Genomic DNA, 18,551 nt, shown 5'->3' with positions numbered 1-18,551 from the left:
GGCTAGTTATGGCAGAGAAACCGTGGTCGCATCGCTTACCCTGGTGGGGTAGGTATGCGACCACGTGTGTTTCTGCCGTGGTGTGTGCGCTGATTGGTACTTTTGTGCATCGTTGCGGAGCAATGGATAACATCCCTTACGGATTTGCAGTGGCGATGATTTTGCTGTTTTTATCCGCTTGGTGTGCTAGATCTCGCAGCGGTTGGTTTGGTTTGTTTATTCATACAATAGTTTTTTCTGCTGTTGCCTGGATTCTTGCACTAGGTTTTATTGGTAGTGCTGTGCTTGTGCCGGTTGGTTTTACAATACCATTGCCGTGGTGTGCGCAATATGTCGGGTATTTCTGGCTGTATGGATTAATTATTGCTCACGCAATTTTGTTTTGTATGCCTCAGCGTTGGTTTGCTGTTGTTAGTGCTAAGTAAGCGTTTAGAGAATTTGCAGTAGTTTTATTTACAATAGTCTTGCTTACAATAGTCTTGCTTACAATAGTTCTACTTGCAATAGTTTTAAGGAATAGTTATGAATGGTAATAAGAACAGTCAGAGTGCCCGTAAATTATGCTATTTAGGGCCGGAAGGTTCTTTTACGCATCAGGCTGCTTTAAAAGTTCAACAACAGTGTCAATTATGGAAAACTTTGCAACTTATTCCAACTGCGTGCGAAAATGTTCGTAATATTGCCAGCGAAATTGAAGATTATCACCATTGGGGTGTTATCGCGTGGGAAAACAATATTGAAGGCGTTGTAATACCTAATTTAGATTTACTAATTGACGCAAAAAATATGGTTGGTATTGCTCGCGTAGGCGTTGATATTAGTTTTGATGCTGTTATTTGCAAGTCGGATTCAATCGATAATTGTTCTACTATTGTTGCTCACCCGCACGCGTTGGCGCAATGCCGTAAGTTTACTCAAGAGCACGGGTTGCAAGAAAAAACCGCGTCTTCAAACGCTGCTGCTTGTAGAGATTTAGTTCCTGGCGAAGTTGCTTTATGCCCTAGAATTTGTGCTGATTTATACAATAGGCAGATTGTGAGCGAAGGTGTTGAAGATTTTTCTGGCGCTCGCACTGAATTTTTATTGTTAGCTCCTCGAGATGAGGCTTTAGATTTTATTAATGTGCAGCGCGAAAACTTTTCATCATTTTCATCAATTATTGCCTTTATTCCGCGTTGCACAGGTGCTGGAGTGTTAGCAAATTTGCTTGATGTTGTACGCGATCACGGTCTTAATATGACATCTTTTATGTCTAGGCCGATTAAGGGGCAGGGCGGTTTATATAGTTTTATTGCAACTGTTGATGCTGCACCTTGGGATTCTATGTGCAAGACTATGATTCAAGAGGTTGTTGAACATGGCGATTGGGTTCGAGTTTTAGCAGTATATCCTTCTGATAAGCATAATAATCCGGTGATGGATGATTGGATGCTGCCTCATGGGGGAGTGTGTGTTGAACCTTCGGTTGATGCTTTGCGTAATTTGAACGTATTGCAGGCAGAAAGAGAATTATTATGGTAGATGATGCTGAATTTTCTCAAAAATTTTCTGTTGGTATTGTAGGACTTGGTCTTATAGGTGGGTCGATTGCTAAGCGACTTGCTAAGTTGCCGAATTGTGCAGTTTACGCGTGGAACCGTCACCATAATCCATACGAAGAAGCTGAAAGATTAGGAATTACTTGCGTAGAAAAGGTGCAAGATTTAGCAAAACTTCGCCCAAACGTTCTGATTTTGTGCAATGCTTTGTTTGCTATGCCAAGTATTTTGCAAGAAATCGCACCTTATGTTGACAAATCTCGCACAACTATTAGCGATGTTGGTAGCGTAAAAACTTTGGTTCGTGAGCAGGTTGCTGCAGCCGGTTTGCAAGATTGCTATGTTGGTGCTCATCCTATGGCTGGAAGCGAGTTTACTGGTTGGGGAGCTTCTAGCGCTGAACTTTTAGAAAATGCTTTGTGGGCATTAACTGTTGATAGCAGAACGGAATTTTGGCGAGTTTGCAATATTTTACAAATGATTGTTTCTTTATGTAAGAATCGCGCAATAGTTTTGGATGACGAAACGCACGATAAGTCTGCAGCTCTTATTTCTCACATGCCTCACGTTGTTGCAACTGCTCTCGCAAATGTTTTGTGTGAACAATCTAATCGCGCTATTGCTTTGCAATTATCTGCCGGCTCTTGGCGAGATATGACGCGCGTCGCTCTTACGGATCCTCAACGCACTCGCGCAATGGTAAGCGAAAATCGGCATAATACTGCGAAATTATTGCGTTCCGTAATTTCTGAGCTAACTTTTGCTGCGAATATGCTGGATCAAGATGCAGAATCTGCTGATAATAGTGAGCAAGCGTTTTTTGCTAAAGCTCAATCGTGGCGAGAATATAAATACCAGCAACGTAACTCGTCTAAAACTAATACGAATCAAAACGATGCTGCGAATAGCAGATTGTGGAAGTATGATTCTCAAATCAATTGGCAGCAGGAATTACTAGAATCCGCGCGCTTAGGCGAATCCATTATTGCACTTTCCGGATTTAACACCAACGAATCTCCGCAACTCTTATTGCGCTCAGATGCTTCTCTAAGCAACTTATAATGTGAGTTTGTGCTTGATGTGGCGCGAGTTTTAATGTCTATATTTTGAGTGGCTTTTGGAATTTGCGCTCTGGCATTGGCTTTAGACGCGCAATTGTGCTGGCGTCAATAAACATTTCTTCGGCAGCTCTAGTTCCGTTTGCTGCCGGGTCTCGAAGTAAATGAAGCGTGGTCCCGTCCCACTCGAGTACGTGACCAATTGCGTCATGATACTCGATTTTTTGCACTCCATCGTTATTTTCTTCTATAATTTTGTATGTTCTTACTACGATGCGCGTGCCTGCAGGTATTCGCTGTGGTAGTGTAGTCAAGTTTTTTATACGTGTTTCCATAACATGCTCCTTGTTGTATTATGCATGTGACTGGCGCGTATGGCAAACGTTTATAAAGTTACGGAAGGGTGATTAGGAGTGGAAAATAAGCAGTCTTCTGTTAATGATTTCGTTAATTTACCTTCTCAATATGCAGGTTTATTGGAAGATTATATTGAATACTTGCGTGCGAATAAGGGCTTGGGTGAGCGCACGCAGCGAGCTTACGAAAACGATATTCAGCAATGTTTAGCATGGTGCAATCGGCACGGTTTTAATAATATTTCGGATCTTACTACGGATGATTTGCGTTCGTGGATGGCATACGCTTCTAAGAATCATGCGCGCTCAAGCTTAGCTAGAAAAGTCGTTGCTGTGCGTGGATTTTTTGCATGGTGCCAGCATGTTGGATACATAAAAAGTGATCCTGCAGAGATTTTAATGACTCCAAAAATTAAGAATATGCTGCCTACGGTGCTTGATGAGTCGCAGGCAGAGGAGTTGATGAATAGTGTTGACGAACAGACGCATAATTCTTCCGAAAATATGAGTGAATATTCTTCCGAAAGTGCTTTGTGCGATGGTACATCTTCGTATTTGCCTCGACAAGTTGCAATTAAGTTACGTAACGCTGCAATATTGGAACTTTTATACGCAACTGGTATGCGAGTGGGGGAGCTTACCAGCTTAAATATGCAGGATGTTAATTTTGATGCACACACTGTAAAAGTTACCGGTAAAGGGAATAAGCAACGTGTTGTGCCTTTTGGAATTCCTGCATCTCGAGCATTATCCGCATGGCTCTCAGAGAGTGGGCGAAAAGTTTTATCGCAAGATTCTTCTGAAACTGCAATATTTCTTGGCGCTCGCGGTAAGCGTATTGATCAGCGTTTAGTAAGGGAAATCGTGCATAATGCAGCTCAGAATGCGCATGTGCCAGATATTGCTCCTCACGCATTACGGCATAGTGCTGCCACGCACATGCTTAATGGTGGTGCAGATTTGCGCGAAGTGCAGGAAATGTTGGGGCATTCCTCATTGAATACTACGCAACGTTATACGCATGTGTCTATAGAAGCGTTAAAACAGCGTTATTTACAAGCTTTTCCGCGCGCTTAATAGAAGTTAATTAGTAATTTCATTATTACCAATTAACACATCCTTTACAATATGACCAGCATTATTTACATATATGTAATATATAAAGTGCAGTAAAAAAATGGGAAAATTTTTTGTCAAAATATTAAAAAATATAGTTTTTATATAAAAAATAAGGGTTTAGTGACTAATTATTACAAACAAACAGTAAATTTTACGATTTTTTCTCGCTCTTGCAATATTGGAAAAAATACGTACCATTGAATTTTAATCAACGAAGAGGCCTTGTCATTGGCTAAGAGAATCCATCTGGCAATAAAAACTAGATGGATTTATTTTATTCATGACTTGGCTTTTTGTATTGATATAGCATCCTGCCTACCAGACGTTAGGAGAATAAATATGAAGAATAAGGCTTTAGCTTTTGCCGCTGCGGCCTGCTCGCTGGCCATGTTGCTTGGTGGCTGCGGCTCATCTGCTTCGAAGACTGCGCAGACAAACGGTGGAAAAGTTATTATTACCGTAAATAACACTGAGCCACAGAACGAATTGGTGCCTGGCAACATTAACGAAAACGCTGGTGCACGTCCTGCTATGTTGGTCAACTCAACGTTGGTCACTTTTGACGAAAAGGGCAACCCAGTAAATGAGGATGCTGAAAGCGTTACTCCAAACGCAGACGCAACTCAGTACACTGTTAAGCTTAAAGAAGGCAAGAAGTTCAGCGATGGTACTCCTGTTACCGCTGAAAGCTTCACCAAGGCTTGGAGCTTTGTTGCTAACGCTAAGAATGCACAGAAGTGCGCTTCCTTCTTCCAGACCATTAAGGGTTATGACGAATTGCAGAAGGATGGTTTGAAGGGCGACGAACAGCTTTCCGGTTTGAAGGTTGTAGATAAGAACACCTTCACCGTTGATTTGAAGCAGCCGGATTCCGTGTTCCCAATTAAGGTTGGCTACTTGGCATTCGCCCCACTTCCAGAATCCTTCTACAAGGATCCAAAGGCTTATGGTGAAAAGCCTGTCTCCTCTGGTCCATACTTGTTCAAGTCTTGGGATCACAACAGGCAGATTGAAGTTGTGAAGAACCCGGCTTACGAAGGCCCTCGCAAGGCTCAGAATGATGGCGTTACCTTCAAGATTTACACCGATGGTAATGCTGCTTACCGCGACGTACAGTCCGGCAACCTCGATATGACCGATAACATTCCAGATACTGAAACCAGCAACTTCCAGAGCGATAGCACAATCACTGCTTACAACAAGCCTGGTTCTGTAATTCTTCAGTTCACTATTGCTTCCAGCCTCCCACACTTCGATGTTAAGACTGAGGAAGGCCGCTTGCGTCGTCAAGCAGTTTCCATGTCTATCGACCGTAAGGCAATTGCTGAAAAGGTGCTGAACAAGACTGCTGCTCCTGCTAACGACTTCACTTCTCCAAAGACCCCAGGCTACGATCCTAATTTGAAGGGTAGCGAGCATTTGAAGTTCGATGCAAAGAAGGCTAAGGAATTGTGGGCTAAGGCAGATGCCATTTCCAAGTATGATGGTCCTCTTACCTTCACCTACAATGCTGATAACGCTGTTGCTAAGTCCGTGTTCGATGCAGTTGTGAACTATGTGAAGAACAATTTGGGTGTTAAGGCAGAAACCACACCAATCCCAACCTTCCAGGAGTTCCGCGATGCATGCACCAAGCGTAAGGTTAAGGGCGCATGGCGTGCAGGCTGGATGCCAGATTACCCAAGCCCAGAAAACTACTTGACTCAGCAGTTCGCTTCTGTTGCAGCTGATGGCAATGGTTCTAATGATGGCGATTACAAGAATCCAAAGTTTGATGAATTGCTTACCAAGGCTACTGCATCTTCCGATGCAAGCGAAGCAACTAAGCTTTATCATGAAGCTGGCGAAACTCTTCTTGAGGATCTTCCATCTGTACCACTGCTTTACATGAATGCTAAGGCTGTTATGAATCACAATTTGAAGGGATTCGTAATGGATTGGCAGAATATGCCGCTGTACTACCAGCTTCATAAGTAAGATTTAAATCTTCATATGGAGTTTATATAAATTAATTTCATGATATTCAGAAAAATACTTAATTCTGATATCACCTCTCAATAATCTAATATCGCGTATAGCGAAATTGCTACTCCAGTTGAAGAAATGAAGGAAGTAATCCAAAAATTTCTTTAACTGGAGTGGCACTTTGTTGTTTTTACGAGTAATTGTTAACAATTCAAGGAGAAGCCGATGGGTAAGTACATTCTGCGTCGAATTTTGCAGATGATTCCTGTTGTTCTCGGCACAACGTTATTGGTTTATGCGTTAGTATTTGCTTTGCCGGGTGATCCGGTAAATGCAATGTTTGGCGATAAACCAGTTAATCCTGCTGTCGCAGCACAAATTCGAGCTAATTATAATTTAGATAAACCATTTATTATTCAATATTTACTGTTCTTAAAGAATGCGCTTACTCTTGACTTTGGCCAAACCTTTGCGGGTCAGCCTGTTATTGATGAAATTGGTCGTGCATTCCCTGTAACCATTCAGCTTGCTGTTATGGCGTTTGCATTTGAAGCTCTGTTTGGTGTAACTTTTGGTATTATTTCTGGTCTTAAAAAAGGCAAATGGTACGATAGTGTAATTCTTATTGTTTCTCTGCTTCTTATTTCCGTACCAACCTTCGTAACTGGTTATGCTATGCAGTATTTGCTTGGTATTAAGTGGCATATTCTTCCTCCTAATGTAAGTAATGATCCTGGATTCTTAGATATGCTTACTCCTGCAATGGTTCTTGGATCTGTATCTATGGCATATGTAATTCGACTTACAAGGTCTGAAGTTTCGTCAAATATTGCGCTCGACTATGTTCGTACAGCTCGTGCGAAAGGCTTAAAAGAAAGCTCGGTTATTATCCGCCATATTTTGCGCAATTCGCTTATTCCTGTGGTTACTTTCTTGGGTCAGGATTTGGGCGCATTGATGGGCGGCGCTATGATTACAGAAACAATATTTAATATTCATGGTATTGGCTTCCTTACTTATCAAGGTATTTTGAAGGGTGAAAGCAACCTGGTAGTTTCTGTAGTTACCTTGCTTATGCTGATTTTCGTAGTCAGTAATTTACTTGTTGATATCTTGTACGCGGCTCTTGATCCGCGAATTCGTTACGCGTAAGGAGAAGCATGATTATGCAAGAAAAAGTTGAGGAAAATTTGACTGCTGCAGATATTGCTCTTCCAGGACAGGAACGTTATGTTGCTTCCTTGGATGAAACTCCGTTACAAGAAGTTGATTCTGTTGACGAGTCTGCTCCTGCTACGAGCATGTGGGCTGATGCTTGGCGTACTTTGAGACGAAATCCTTTGTTTATTATTTCCGCAATATTGATTATTGCAATTTTATTTATTGCATTATTCCCAGGATTGCTTGTTAAGCAAGATCCTATGTATTGTGTACTTAATAACTCTTTGATGCCAAGGTCTTCTGGTCATCCTCTTGGATTCGATAAGCAGGGATGTGATATTTACGCTCGTGTAATATACGGAACTCGCACTTCTGTAACAATCGGCATAATTGCTACAGCTTTGGTTGTTTTAGTTGGTTCTTTAATTGGTGCTATTGCAGGCTTCTTCGGAGGTTGGGTTGATGCTGTTCTTAGCCGCATTACCGACATCTTCTTGGCTTTGCCTATGCTTCTTGGCGCTATAGTTGTTCTCCAAATGTTTAGAACCACAAAATCAATGTGGAAGATAATTCTAGTTATGGTTCTATTCGGTTGGGTTAGTGTTGCTCGAATAGCTAGAAGTGCCGTTATGGAATCAAAGAATCTAGAATTTAACACAGCTTCTACAGCTTTAGGATCTAGGCCTATACGAAATCTCTTTAGGCATATTATTCCAAACTCTTTGGCTCCAATCATTGTTGTTGGCACAACTTCTCTCGGCTCCTATATCGTGTTGGAAGCAACACTTAGCTTCCTTGGTATTGGTTTGCCAACTACTACAGTGAGCTGGGGTGGAGATATTGCTACTTACAGCAGGTACTTCAATAATAGTCCAGAAGTATTGTTCTATCCGTCATTTGCGCTTGCTATTACAGTTCTTGCCTTCATTATGATGGGTGACGCTGTAAAGGATGCGTTGGATCCAAAGAGCCGTAAGGCGTGAAGTTAGCGTGGAGGAATAAAACTTATGAGCATTTCAACGCATAAAAATGTAGACGCTCTCGCTATGCAGCGTGAGCAAGGTCCATTGCTTGAAGTGAAAAATCTTCAGGTTGATTTCACTACTGATTCCAAGAAAGCTGTTCACGCTGTTCGAGATGCAAGCTTTAGCGTATATCCAGGCCAGTGGGTTGCAATCGTAGGTGAGTCTGGTTCTGGAAAGTCCACTTCTGCAATGGCAGTTTTGGGTTTGCTTCCAGGAACGGGTCATGTTACGGGCGGTTCCATTAAGCTTAATGGCCAAGAAATCAGCAATTTGAAACCAAAAGAGATTGCTGCTTTGCGTGGTACTGCAATGGGTTTGGTACCTCAGGACCCTATGAGTAACTTGAACCCTGTGTGGCGTATCGGCACGCAGGTTAAGGAAGCTCTTCTTGCAAATGGTGTTGACGTAAGTCACGAGAAGCGTTCTGCTCTTGCGGAAGCTCTTGCAGGTGATGCCGTAGAAGTTAAAAGCAATGAGGATGAAACGTTCCTTGGTTCTAAAGAATTACCAGAATTGATGGAAGTTGCACGCAAGTCTTTGGTAGAAATCGGACTTGATGAATCCAAGATGAATGAAGCCATGTCTTACTACAAAAAAGAGTGGGTTCCAGGTTCCGAAACTCGTTGGCGCGTTGCAGATGACTTAATCAAGTACGGTGTGAACGACGACAAAGCTTGGGAAATTGCTAAGAAGTATGTTGTTGGCGCAAGTGTTGAAGATCGTATTGCAGGTTTACTTGACGAAGCTGGTTTGCCAGATGCAGCAACTCGCGCACGTCAGTTCCCGCACGAGTTTTCTGGCGGCATGCGTCAGCGCGCTTTGATTGCTATCGGTTTGGCTTGCCGTCCAGATTTGCTGATTGCAGATGAGCCAACTTCCGCACTCGACGTTACTGTGCAAAAGCGTATTCTTGACCATTTGCATACGCTTACCGATTCTCTTGGAACTTCCGTTCTGTTCATTACTCACGATTTAGGTTTGGCTGCAGCTCGCGCACAGCATGTAGTTGTCATGTATAAGGGTCGTGTTGTTGAATCTGGTCCATCTTTGGATGTTTTGCAGCATCCACAGCATCCTTACACTAAGCGACTTGTTGCTGCGGCTCCAAGCCTTGCTTCCCAGCGCATTATTTCCGTTAAGGAGCATGGTGGTAATGTGGATAATTTGCTTGAGCATCACGTAGTAGGTGAGCAAACTCTTGAAAAGAGTGAGCATATTATTACAGTCGACCATTTAACTCGCGAATTTAAGCTTCCTCGTAAGAAGGAGCTTTTCAAGGCTGTTGATGACGTTTCGTTCTCTATTAAGCGCGGCACAACATTGGCAATTGTAGGCGAATCTGGTTCTGGTAAGTCTACTGTTGCAAACATGGTTTTGCGACTTCTTAAGCCAACAAGCGGAACTGTTACTTACGAAGGCAAGAATATTGCTGACTTTAAGGGTGCAGATTTGCTTGACTTCCGTCGTCACGTTCAGCCAGTATTCCAAAATCCTTACGGTTCGCTCGACCCAATGTATTCGATTTATCGTTCGATTGAAGAGCCTTTGCGCATTCACAAGATTGGCGATAAAAAGAGCCGCCAGAATCGTGTGCGTGAGCTTTTGGACATGGTGCGTATGCCTGCTTCTGTTATGACTCGCTTCCCGAACGAGCTTTCAGGTGGCCAGCGTCAGCGCATTGCAATCGCGCGCGCAATGGCATTGGATCCTGACGTTATCGTTTGCGACGAAGCTGTGTCGGCTTTGGATGTGCTTGTGCAAGATCAGGTTTTGCATTTGCTTAACGATTTGCAAGCGGAGCGCGGTTTGAGCTACTTGTTCATCACTCACGATTTGGCAGTGGTTCGACAGATTGCGGACGAGGTTGTTGTTATGCAACACGGAAAGCTTGTTGAGCACGCTACAACCGATGAGGTATTTGATCATCCTCAAAAGGAGTACACGCGCGACTTGCTTGACGCAATTCCTGGTGGAAACTTGGAGCTTGGCTTGGATTAATTTTAATTAATTTGGATTGATTTGGATTAATTTAATCTAAATATTTAATCTAATTTAATTTAATTTAATCTAATCTAATCTATAAATAAGGTGTAGGGTTTATAACTTGGTTAATAACTGAGTTTATAAATCTTGCACCTTATTTTTTTGCTTTGTGAATGCGCATATTTGTGAACGCACATATTTGTGTAGCATACATATTTGTGTAACGCGCATATTAGAGTTAGATTTATGATTACAATTACGACTTCAAACTTAAATGGTATTCGTGCGGCCGAGCGTAAGGGGATGCTCGACTGGTCTGATGCTCACACTCCTGACGTATGGTGTATGCAAGAAGTGCGTGCTCCGCAGGACGCAATTGACCCAATTATGACGAAAATTGAAATGGGATATCGTGCGTCTGAAAATAGCGTGAATTTTGCCGGAAATAACGATTTTTCGTATATAAACGAAGTTTGTCGTGTAAAGGGACGAGCTGGAGTAGCTTTGGTTACATCGCTTCCTGTAGTAGCAAAGCGTTACGGTTTGCCAGGTTTAAGTGAGGATGTAGATTCCGGGCGTTGGGTTGAAACAGACGTGCGAACTCCGGACGGGTACGAAATTACTATAGCTTCTGTGTATGTTCACGCTGGGAATGTGGACGATCCGCAAAAAATGCAACAAAAGTTCCGCTTTTTAGACACAATGCTTACTCGCTTGGGTGAGCTTAGAGAAATTGCGGCAAACGGCGGAAATCAGGCGATTTTATGTGGTGACTTTAATATTGCACACACGCCACTCGATATTAAAAATGCTAAAGCGAATGAAAAAAGCGCAGGATTCTTGCCGGAAGAACGCGCGTATATTGATCGTTGGATTAATGAGTATGAGTTCGTGGATGTTATGCGTATGCTTGCAGGAGATATTCAAGGACCGTACACTTGGTGGAGTCAGCGCGGCAAAGCTTTCGATAATAATGTTGGCTGGAGGTTAGACTACCAGTTTGCAACTCCCGAAATTGCGGAAAGCGCTTGTGGATTTGTAATTGATCGTGCTCAAAGTTACGACGCGCGATGGTCTGATCACGCTCCGCTGACAATAAAATATGCGGTATGAGAAGTAATTTGCTCAATTTCTGATTGGTAAGCATTATCAAATACGTGAATTAAAAAATTTCGGTGCTTTGCTTGTGATAGTCTAGTGAAGCTAAGCAATCTACAATAATAAGCGATAAGGTTATTTCTGTAGGCTTATTGTTCAAAGAAATGAGGAATAATGGGTTGGTTTTCAGGACGACGTGCAGCAGGTAAGACTTTGCAAGATTCCACTAAAGATTCCACGCAAAATTCTGTTGAAGTCTCGAAAGTAAAAACTGGTCCGTGGGATTGCAACGACGAAGATGCTCCGGATTTCAGCAGTTATCTCGATTTTGGATCAATCCATATCCCATATTTGCAAGGCATTGAATTGCGTGTAAAAAAGCAAAACGGAACTGGTCGAGTGCTTGGTGCGACGGTAACATACGGTTCGTCAAGTGTAGAAATTGAAGCATTTGCGGCGCCTAAAACAGCTGGCATTTGGCAGGAAGTGTGTAAAGATTTACTTGACGGCAATAGTCAAGCTCGCACAACGCAAGGCGAGTTCGGTACCGAACTTCTATTGCCAGTGCAAGTCGGGGAGAAGACAATTACCACTCGCATTGTGGGAATCGATGGACCTCGTTGGATGCTTCGCGGCGTATTTTCTGGACCTGCAGCAATCGAATCTGCGGAAACAAATGACGAAACTAAACAACTCAACCAATGGTTCGCCAATATCGTAGTAGATCGTGGCGAAGAACCATTAGCTCCGCGCGATCTCATACCTATGCACAATCCTATGACTCAAGCAGAGAAAGCTGCCAAGCGAAAAGCGGAAGAAGAAAATCAGAGCGAGGAGAATAGTGCTACTCGCGAAGATTCAGCAGATCAGTTAAAGAAACAAGATAAACCGTTAGGTTACGATCAGCAAGTAGAAGTAAAAACTACGCTAACTCGCGGGCCTATGTTCTCTGAAGTTAGATAGCAGTAAGTTAAGTAACGTAAGTTAAGTAACGTAAGTTAAGTAGCGTAAGTTAAGTAGCGTAAGTTAAGTAGCGTAAGTTAAGTAACGTAAGTTAAGTAACGTAAGGATATCGTCTTGAAAAATAATGCTTGTGGCAAAAAAAGTTCTGGGCTTGCTTCCCTCGCTTCTATCGGTTCTGATGGAAGCAACTTTTCTATAATCGATTCAATGGGCGGTATTCGAGGGATAATCGAATCCATGCTACCAGGCTTGCTTTTTGTTATTTGCTTTGTTGTAACTAGAAATGTACAAACGACGGTTATTGTATCGGCTGTGATTGCTGTTTTACAAGTTATAGCTAGGCTTATTCAAAGGCAGTCACTGATGGGCGCAATTAGTGGACTTGTTTCCATTGCAATCTGCCTTATTTGGGTGTGGACGAGTCATCAAGCGCGCGACTACTACATGATGGGTTTTATTACAAATGCTGTATATGGCGCGCTTCTTGCTATTTCTATGATTGTTCGCGTGCCTGCTTTAGGTCTTGTGATTGAGTCAATTCGCAAAATGCCTACGGAAAATTTTGGCGCTTGGCTTCATGAGTGGCTTGACTATAAGCCGCTTAAGCGTGCGTATATGTATGTTACTGGATTGTGGATTGGTGTTTTTGCGCTGCGACTTGTTTTGCAAGTGCCATTATATTTGACGAATCACGTTGTGTGGCTTGGCACAGTGCGTTTGATTATGGGATTGCCATTCTGGGCGCTCGCAATTTGGGTTTCTTACTTGATTATTGCAACGCCGTTTATGCGTCTTCATCATAAAAATAGTGAAGAAAATCAGAGCGACGAAAATCAGTTTAACTAAAATCAGCGTTAGAAAATCAGAATTAGAAAATCAGAATTAGAAAATCAGCTTAGCAAAACGCAAAAATAAGGGGTAACTTATGCAGGTGACGATGCGAATCGAGCGTTATGCGGATCAAGGAAGATGCGTAGGTCATCTTGACGGACGTGTTGTATTCGTGCGATTTGCCCTCCCTGGTGAGTTGGTTGTTGTGCGCATGGATGAGCCGATGCGTGCAAAAGCTCACTTTTTCACTGGTGAAGTTGTGGAAGTTTTGGAGCCTAGTGCGGATCGAGTGGAACCGCACTGGAAGCTCGCTGGTCCTCTGGCTCAGGGCGGCGGAGTTGGAGGAGCGGATTTAATTCACGTTTCTTTGCCTGGGCAGATTCGTTGGAAGTCAGCCGTAATTGCCAATCAATTCCAGCGTTTAGCGCATACGGATGTTGCGGAAAGCGATGTTAACGTTGAGCGCATACCTGGGGACGAGGAGCTTAACGGATTTAACTGGCGCACGCGCATGGAATTGGTGGCGGATGATGAAGGGCGATTGTCTATGCGAAAGCGTGAGTCGCACGACCGCATTGCGATTGACACTATGCCGCTCGCATCGCGCGCTGTTTTAGCAGTTGCGGATTCTTTGGATTTGTGGAATCGCAAGTTTAATCCAAATTCGCAAATTCGCCTTGTTGTTCCAGAGCCTCGAGTTGAGGGTTTAGATTTTAATGATAAGTCTGCGCTTCTTAGTGCGATTGGTGAAAATTATGCGCTTATAGTAAATGATGAGTTGGTTGCAGGCTCGGCTTTGTTGCGCGAGCGCGTGCGAGTTGCGGTTGATGGTGATTTATCGCGTATTCGTACTTTTGATTACGATGTTGACGCGCGCGGTTTTTGGCAGATTCACCACGCAGCTCCAGAGCATTTAGTGAGCTATGTTTTGGGATTAGTTCGTTCTGCGCTTGTTGGGCGCACTAAGAATACTGTTTTGTGGGATTTGTATTCAGGTTCGGGTTTGTTTACGATTCCGCTTGCGACTTTGGCTAATGTTGGCGGAGATTCTTCTGGTGTTGTGGGTGCTGCAGGTGTTGTGGGTGCTGCAGAGCCAGCCCGTGTTCTTAGTATTGAGGGTGCACCGATTGCTGTGAAGAATGCAAGGCGAAACATTGGGCGAGCTGGACTTAGCAGAGATGTTGTTGAAGCGCTTGAAGGCGATGTTGCGCAAACGCTTGAGTCACAGGTGTTTAAGGCGAGTAAGTCGTCTAAGATTGTTCGTCGATTTGCGCATCCTGATGTTGTTGTGTTGGATCCTCCGCGTGCTGGAGCTAAAGCTCAAGTTTGTAAGCAGATTGCGAAGTCTGGAGCAAGAAGCGTTGTGTATGTTGCTTGCGATCCAACTAGTCTTGCTCGCGATGTTGGCACGTTTAAGGAGCTTGGCTACAGAGTCCAGTCTTTGCGCGCGTTCGACATATATCCCAACACTCATCACGTGGAGAGTGTTGTATTGATGTCAAAGGCTGATTAGGTGGGTGCATTTTTGCCTTTGTATAGCAGGGGTTTGCGAGGGCTATCGTTAAAAGGTTTAATGCGAAGCAGCTTTAAGCTGGGTTCTTGCGGTTTTTGAGCGAAGTTTGGCTGTTTGAGGGAACGTGTCTACGCTCTGGGGTCGAGTGCACAGGATGTTAACGTTAAAAAGTGCACCCACTTTGCACCCAACTGGTGAAGTGGGAAATGTTAATTAAGCACGATTCATGTACAGTATGATGAAATACTAGTTCGCTAATTAGTGAGTTTTCTCTATTTATTGATCGCAAAACATAGGGAAATTAGGCAAGAAAAAAGACGATAGATTTTTTCTTTTTTCTATCGTCTTACAAATTTAGTATTCAATTTTTCAGTTCGTCAAACTGTAATTTAGCAAATCGTCTACATTTGTGGATTAATTGCAAAATCGCTGAAATGACATCCATCTACTTTCCCAGCAAGAAGATTACTTGTTGTGTTATCAAAATGCACAGTTTGTTGTAGTTTGAAATTCTTTTTGTTAAGAAAATACAACGTAGCGCGTGGCGTCTTTTCTCCATTTGCGTTATCTAAAATTGCTATAGCATTTTTAGTGGTTTGCATCCAATATCTTTTTGGATTGAACTTGCTTGAAGTATTTACTGGGATGGTAAATGTAATTTGCGTTTTCCCAGTAATTGTATTAATTTTATACAGCACGCCTGTGCCTTGGTCGAGTGCTAAGAGCTCGCGATCATTGAGCATTGTCCTATTCCCATATGAGATATTTTCAAAATCGTGTTTTTCCCCATAGTTATAGGCTATGCGCTTATTTTGCAAGGTTAGCGGTATAAAATCAAATTTTCCTGATTGCGTATTCCACCGATTAATACCGTACGTGGTGAAAGTAAATTCAGGATTGTCTTTTTTATATTCCGTTGTGTCTCCAATTGAAATGATGGTGTTGCGAATGCAAGGAGCTGTGTCGTTTCCTATCGTAGAAAAACTATGTACCGTCGTTTCAGAATTTTTGAGTATATGTTTTACGGGTATTGAATCTTGGAGTTTTTTTATTACGAATCCATTTGTTCCATTAAAACTATTAGTTCCATTGTCGCTGGGGCTAATGGTGTACGTGCCACTCTCGCAAGCGCTCGATACATCATATATACGTGATTGCATAATATCTGTATTTCGCGGTTTGCCAAGGGTAATACTATTGAATTCGAGTTGATTTTTCCTAGTGCGAGTAAAACCGTGGTCAAGAACACTAATAACTTCGTGCTGATTATTTTCAAAAATGCCAGCCTGTGCAGCAGGTAATTTTTTGTGATGTTTAATTGCAATACGCATGTTACTTTTTTGGGCAAGGAAATAGTCAAATTTAGCATCTACGAAATACAAACCATCAGTGTTCCATAATATGCTAGGAGATTCAATGGCAGAAGTGGTAATAGTTTGAGAAGTTCCATCGTTGTTGAGTAATACGATGAATCCATCTCGCCTCTTCTCTTTGCCGGCAGTCATGTCACTTATTGCCACAGCGCCAACGGCATGTGAAAGATTTGCTTGTTTATAACTAATTTGTGTAGGCATCTGCTGCCAAAACAGTAGAAACAATATAGCTGATACGATGACGGCGGCAGAAAAGCATAGTAAAACAATAATTATCTTCTTGCTTAATTGTTTCATCTTGTCATCAAAGCTTTCTGTATGTTGTGGCTTTTGTTGTTTTTTCAAGATCCCAAGGCCAGACGAGTTCATCGTTGCCATCGTCAATGTCTATTCCAGCGCCATATTTATAAGAAGCCCAGACTAATTGCGCGCAATGTAGTCCTCCCCAGTCGTTTTTATGCGGTAGGAAGAAAGCATCATTATATCCACGACCGATATAAGTTCGAGCTCGATCTGCAGCTTTTGCTCTATTGGCATTAGATGTATTAACAGAACGTATTATTGCTCCTGGAGCTACAAGAGTCTTGGAAGCTAGTTTTTCTCTAGCTACTTCTCCTGGTCCTACTGCCTCAACAATTTTATTTTTTTGCGAGTAAATGCCTGTGTGACCATGTAGTCCTGCAGGAGTGAAATAAAAATCACCACGATGTTGAGCGTTTGGTAGCGCTATAGTTGCTTGGCTGGAAGATTTATCTTGTTGGTATTTATTGATATTTGGATTTTGCAATAATTCCATTTCTGCATCGAGCGCTTTTTCTTTGCTCCAATGATGATATTGAGCTATTTCTTGCATGCTTTTATCTAGCTTTTCTTTATTTACGTAATAGGGTAACGCATTTGCAAAATCTGATAATTTATCATCATATGATTCTTTGGCAAAAGCGGAAGATGTAGGCCATAGTACGCATAAAACAGCTGCAATTGTAATTGTTTTGAAAAGTTTCTTATTCATAATAGCCTCATTGTTATTGTGGATAATTTTACCTGTAATATGTCGCCGACGAAATATTTATATTGTATATTATTTGCAGAAGTTAGTCTATAAAATATTCGTAAAACATTGCAATTTCACCTTAAATATGCAACATGTGATTGATTTTAGGAAATAGCCCTTAATCTTGATTTCAAAACTTGAGTCTAGTACACTCAAGTTTTAGGAATAAAGTTATAGGAAAATCTGTTATACGTATCAGATATATGAAAGTGAAAGCTCGTTAGAACTCGAAAGTATCGTCAAAAAGCTTGAAATTGCAACGAGAGTTGCAATAAAGGTTGCAGCGATTTGACTTAACTGAAATGTGTTTTAGAGGTTTCGTGGAAGTGGGTAGATATGGAACAAAAGTTACAACCTTAGCACAAGACGCATTAGCTTGGATGTGAGTGACTCTGCTCGCGCTTGGCTTGCGGAGCATGGCTACGATCCAGTTTATGGTGCTCGTCCGTTGCGCAGATTGGTTCAGACAGAAATTGGCGATCAACTTGCGCGATTGCTGCTTTCTGGAAAGGTGCATGATGGCGCTCGCGTAGTTGCGGATTGTGAGAATACTAGCGACCATGTGATTCTAAAGATTTCTTTAATGTAGTCAAATAAAACAAAGCGTGCTGTTTATTGGATTATTCCCCAGTAGACAGCACGCTATTTTTATATCTGAATAATTGAAAACAAAAAGATTTGTGCAAATTACATTCTTTTTTATTTGAAAAATAAATTAAGACCTTTACGCCAAGTAATGAAAAGATGCAAAGTACTACGCATGCTACGTCATAACTGCCGACATAAGGATAATTAAGAAAAGCTAGTACTCCCAAAATTAAGCTTGATATAGCAAGATTGTTATTATATAATAAGCATTACGTATTCAGGGCTGAATACGTTATTAAGCAGATTGAAAATGGAGATACGAATATGTTCGCAAAGAAAGGATTTGCAATAGTTGCGCTTGCTGCTATTGTTTATGCTATGCCAATGTCAGCTTATGCTCAGATGAGTGGTTCTGTAGTTGGAATAGACAGAGAAAATATACCTTGTACGGCTAGTGTTCATAATAATCAAGCAAAGTTGGTATGCCATCATTCTCCAAAATTTGTGCGTGCGAGAATAGCTTGCCGTTTTTGGCCAGATCAACTTACTAATTGGATAAAAGATGGCGTTGAATATTCTGGTGGCTGTATTTTTGGGTTTAATGATACTCCTAGTGGCAACCCTGTCACCATGGAAGTTGGAAGTAATTAGTCTAGTTGATATAAATATCAAATTGCTATAACGTTAAGTGGGGAGATATGCAAGAATCATATACGGGCTCAGATGTGCAACTTGTTAATGTGAATTTTTCGTATGGGAAAAAACAAATTTTGCATAATCTTTCTATAGATTTATCTTTTGGCATATGTGGTCTTTTGGGGCCAAATGGTGCTGGGAAAACTACTCTGCTTAACGTTATAGCGACGATTTATGCTCCCTCTAGTGGGAAACTTTTTGTTCATGGCTTTGACGTAACTGATCGTGCT

General features: G+C 42.0%; 17 protein-coding genes and 1 pseudogene. 15 read left to right on the top strand and 3 right to left on the bottom strand.

Annotated features, from left to right (window positions below):
* The first annotated feature begins 8 nt into the window (after positions 1–8).
* From AXE77_RS04450 to AXE77_RS04440, 3 genes are all read left to right on the top strand, one after another.
* Entirely contained in the window at positions 9–425 is a 417-nt protein-coding gene (locus tag AXE77_RS04450) for an alcohol dehydrogenase (protein ID WP_116712317.1), read from the top strand.
* 97 nt (positions 426–522) lie between these two features.
* Positions 523–1,521, top strand: coding sequence for a prephenate dehydratase domain-containing protein (locus AXE77_RS04445; RefSeq protein ID WP_116712316.1), 999 nt, complete (start codon positions 523–525; stop codon positions 1,519–1,521).
* On the top strand, positions 1,515–2,600 hold the full coding sequence (locus tag AXE77_RS04440) for a prephenate dehydrogenase (RefSeq protein ID WP_116712315.1): 1,086 nt from the start codon (positions 1,515–1,517) through the stop codon (positions 2,598–2,600). The genes AXE77_RS04445 and AXE77_RS04440 overlap by 7 nt, the downstream gene beginning before the upstream one ends.
* A gap of 37 nt (positions 2,601–2,637) precedes the next feature.
* Here AXE77_RS04440 and AXE77_RS04435 read toward each other — a convergent pair whose 3' ends face one another.
* Positions 2,638–2,931: a DUF6725 family protein gene (locus AXE77_RS04435; protein WP_116712314.1), complete on the bottom strand. Its 294-nt coding sequence runs from the start codon at positions 2,929–2,931 to the stop codon at positions 2,638–2,640.
* 78 nt (positions 2,932–3,009) lie between these two features.
* Between AXE77_RS04435 and AXE77_RS04430 the strand changes: the two genes are divergently transcribed.
* The 9 genes from AXE77_RS04430 to AXE77_RS04385 all read left to right on the top strand — a co-directional run bounded on the left by AXE77_RS04430 (position 3,010) and on the right by AXE77_RS04385 (position 14,610).
* Positions 3,010–4,029 (top strand): tyrosine recombinase XerC, encoded by a 1,020-nt coding sequence (locus AXE77_RS04430; protein WP_116712313.1) that lies wholly within the window; start codon positions 3,010–3,012, stop codon positions 4,027–4,029.
* A gap of 381 nt (positions 4,030–4,410) precedes the next feature.
* Positions 4,411–6,048: a peptide ABC transporter substrate-binding protein gene (locus AXE77_RS04420; RefSeq protein WP_116712312.1), complete on the top strand. Its 1,638-nt coding sequence runs from the start codon at positions 4,411–4,413 to the stop codon at positions 6,046–6,048.
* A gap of 213 nt (positions 6,049–6,261) precedes the next feature.
* Entirely contained in the window at positions 6,262–7,188 is a 927-nt protein-coding gene (locus AXE77_RS04415; protein WP_116712311.1) for an ABC transporter permease, read from the top strand.
* Positions 7,189–7,202: 14 nt separating this feature from the next.
* Positions 7,203–8,180, top strand: coding sequence for an ABC transporter permease (locus AXE77_RS04410; RefSeq protein ID WP_116712362.1), 978 nt, complete (start codon positions 7,203–7,205; stop codon positions 8,178–8,180).
* 24 nt (positions 8,181–8,204) lie between these two features.
* Positions 8,205–10,220: a dipeptide ABC transporter ATP-binding protein gene (locus tag AXE77_RS04405; protein WP_116712310.1), complete on the top strand. Its 2,016-nt coding sequence runs from the start codon at positions 8,205–8,207 to the stop codon at positions 10,218–10,220.
* Positions 10,221–10,451: 231 nt separating this feature from the next.
* Positions 10,452–11,318 (top strand): exodeoxyribonuclease III, encoded by an 867-nt coding sequence (locus AXE77_RS04400; RefSeq protein ID WP_116712309.1) that lies wholly within the window; start codon positions 10,452–10,454, stop codon positions 11,316–11,318.
* Between the two features lie 159 nt (positions 11,319–11,477).
* A complete protein-coding gene (locus tag AXE77_RS04395) occupies positions 11,478–12,266 on the top strand; it encodes a DUF3710 domain-containing protein (protein ID WP_116712308.1) in 789 nt (262 codons plus the stop codon).
* 114 nt (positions 12,267–12,380) lie between these two features.
* A complete protein-coding gene (locus tag AXE77_RS04390) occupies positions 12,381–13,112 on the top strand; it encodes a DUF3159 domain-containing protein (RefSeq protein ID WP_116712307.1) in 732 nt (243 codons plus the stop codon).
* Between the two features lie 79 nt (positions 13,113–13,191).
* Complete coding sequence (locus AXE77_RS04385) at positions 13,192–14,610, top strand: class I SAM-dependent RNA methyltransferase (protein ID WP_116712306.1); 1,419 nt, start codon at positions 13,192–13,194, stop codon at positions 14,608–14,610.
* Positions 14,611–15,011: 401 nt separating this feature from the next.
* Here the strand turns inward: AXE77_RS04385 and AXE77_RS04380 are convergent, their stop codons facing one another.
* Together AXE77_RS04380 and AXE77_RS04375 are read right to left on the bottom strand one after the other, a co-directional pair.
* Positions 15,012–16,361: a hypothetical protein gene (locus AXE77_RS04380; RefSeq protein WP_240612656.1), complete on the bottom strand. Its 1,350-nt coding sequence runs from the start codon at positions 16,359–16,361 to the stop codon at positions 15,012–15,014.
* Positions 16,288–16,995 (bottom strand): cell wall hydrolase, encoded by a 708-nt coding sequence (locus AXE77_RS04375; protein WP_116712304.1) that lies wholly within the window; start codon positions 16,993–16,995, stop codon positions 16,288–16,290. The genes AXE77_RS04380 and AXE77_RS04375 overlap by 74 nt, the downstream gene beginning before the upstream one ends.
* A 397-nt stretch (positions 16,996–17,392) precedes the next feature.
* Between AXE77_RS04375 and AXE77_RS04370 the strand changes: the two are divergent.
* The 3 genes and pseudogenes from AXE77_RS04370 to AXE77_RS04360 form a co-directional block, all read left to right on the top strand.
* Positions 17,393–17,626, top strand: a pseudogene (locus tag AXE77_RS04370) (hypothetical protein); the annotation flags it as partial.
* Positions 17,627–17,949: 323 nt separating this feature from the next.
* Positions 17,950–18,276, top strand: a complete 327-nt coding sequence (locus AXE77_RS04365) for a hypothetical protein (RefSeq protein WP_116712303.1) — start codon at positions 17,950–17,952, stop codon at positions 18,274–18,276.
* Between the two features lie 47 nt (positions 18,277–18,323).
* The coding region (locus tag AXE77_RS04360; protein ID WP_116712302.1) for an ATP-binding cassette domain-containing protein at positions 18,324–18,551 on the top strand (228 nt) is incomplete at its 3' end.

The organism is Gardnerella massiliensis (assembly GCF_003408845.1).
Taxonomy (GTDB): domain Bacteria; phylum Actinomycetota; class Actinomycetes; order Actinomycetales; family Bifidobacteriaceae; genus Bifidobacterium; species Bifidobacterium vaginale_H.
Note: the sequence above shows the minus strand (reverse complement) of the source record. Positions and strands in the feature narration are given on the sequence as shown.

Bases quoted from the DNA above. Each gene is read 5' to 3' on its own strand.
- AXE77_RS04380 (WP_240612656.1), bottom strand. From the start codon at position 16,361: ATGGCAACGATGAACTCGTCTGGCCTTGGGATCTTGAAAAAACAACAA.
- AXE77_RS04435 (WP_116712314.1), bottom strand. From the start codon at position 2,931: ATGGAAACACGTATAAAAAACTTGACTACACTACCACAGCGAATACCT.
- AXE77_RS04450 (WP_116712317.1), top strand. From the start codon at position 9: ATGGCAGAGAAACCGTGGTCGCATCGCTTACCCTGGTGGGGTAGGTAT.
- AXE77_RS04405 (WP_116712310.1), top strand. From the start codon at position 8,205: ATGAGCATTTCAACGCATAAAAATGTAGACGCTCTCGCTATGCAGCGT.
- AXE77_RS04385 (WP_116712306.1), top strand. From the start codon at position 13,192: ATGCAGGTGACGATGCGAATCGAGCGTTATGCGGATCAAGGAAGATGC.
- AXE77_RS04415 (WP_116712311.1), top strand. From the start codon at position 6,262: ATGGGTAAGTACATTCTGCGTCGAATTTTGCAGATGATTCCTGTTGTT.
- AXE77_RS04420 (WP_116712312.1), top strand. From the start codon at position 4,411: ATGAAGAATAAGGCTTTAGCTTTTGCCGCTGCGGCCTGCTCGCTGGCC.
- AXE77_RS04400 (WP_116712309.1), top strand. From the start codon at position 10,452: ATGATTACAATTACGACTTCAAACTTAAATGGTATTCGTGCGGCCGAG.
- AXE77_RS04395 (WP_116712308.1), top strand. From the start codon at position 11,478: ATGGGTTGGTTTTCAGGACGACGTGCAGCAGGTAAGACTTTGCAAGAT.
- AXE77_RS04410 (WP_116712362.1), top strand. From the start codon at position 7,203: ATGCAAGAAAAAGTTGAGGAAAATTTGACTGCTGCAGATATTGCTCTT.
- AXE77_RS04365 (WP_116712303.1), top strand. From the start codon at position 17,950: ATGTTCGCAAAGAAAGGATTTGCAATAGTTGCGCTTGCTGCTATTGTT.
- AXE77_RS04445 (WP_116712316.1), top strand. From the start codon at position 523: ATGAATGGTAATAAGAACAGTCAGAGTGCCCGTAAATTATGCTATTTA.
- AXE77_RS04375 (WP_116712304.1), bottom strand. From the start codon at position 16,995: ATGAATAAGAAACTTTTCAAAACAATTACAATTGCAGCTGTTTTATGC.
- AXE77_RS04440 (WP_116712315.1), top strand. From the start codon at position 1,515: ATGGTAGATGATGCTGAATTTTCTCAAAAATTTTCTGTTGGTATTGTA.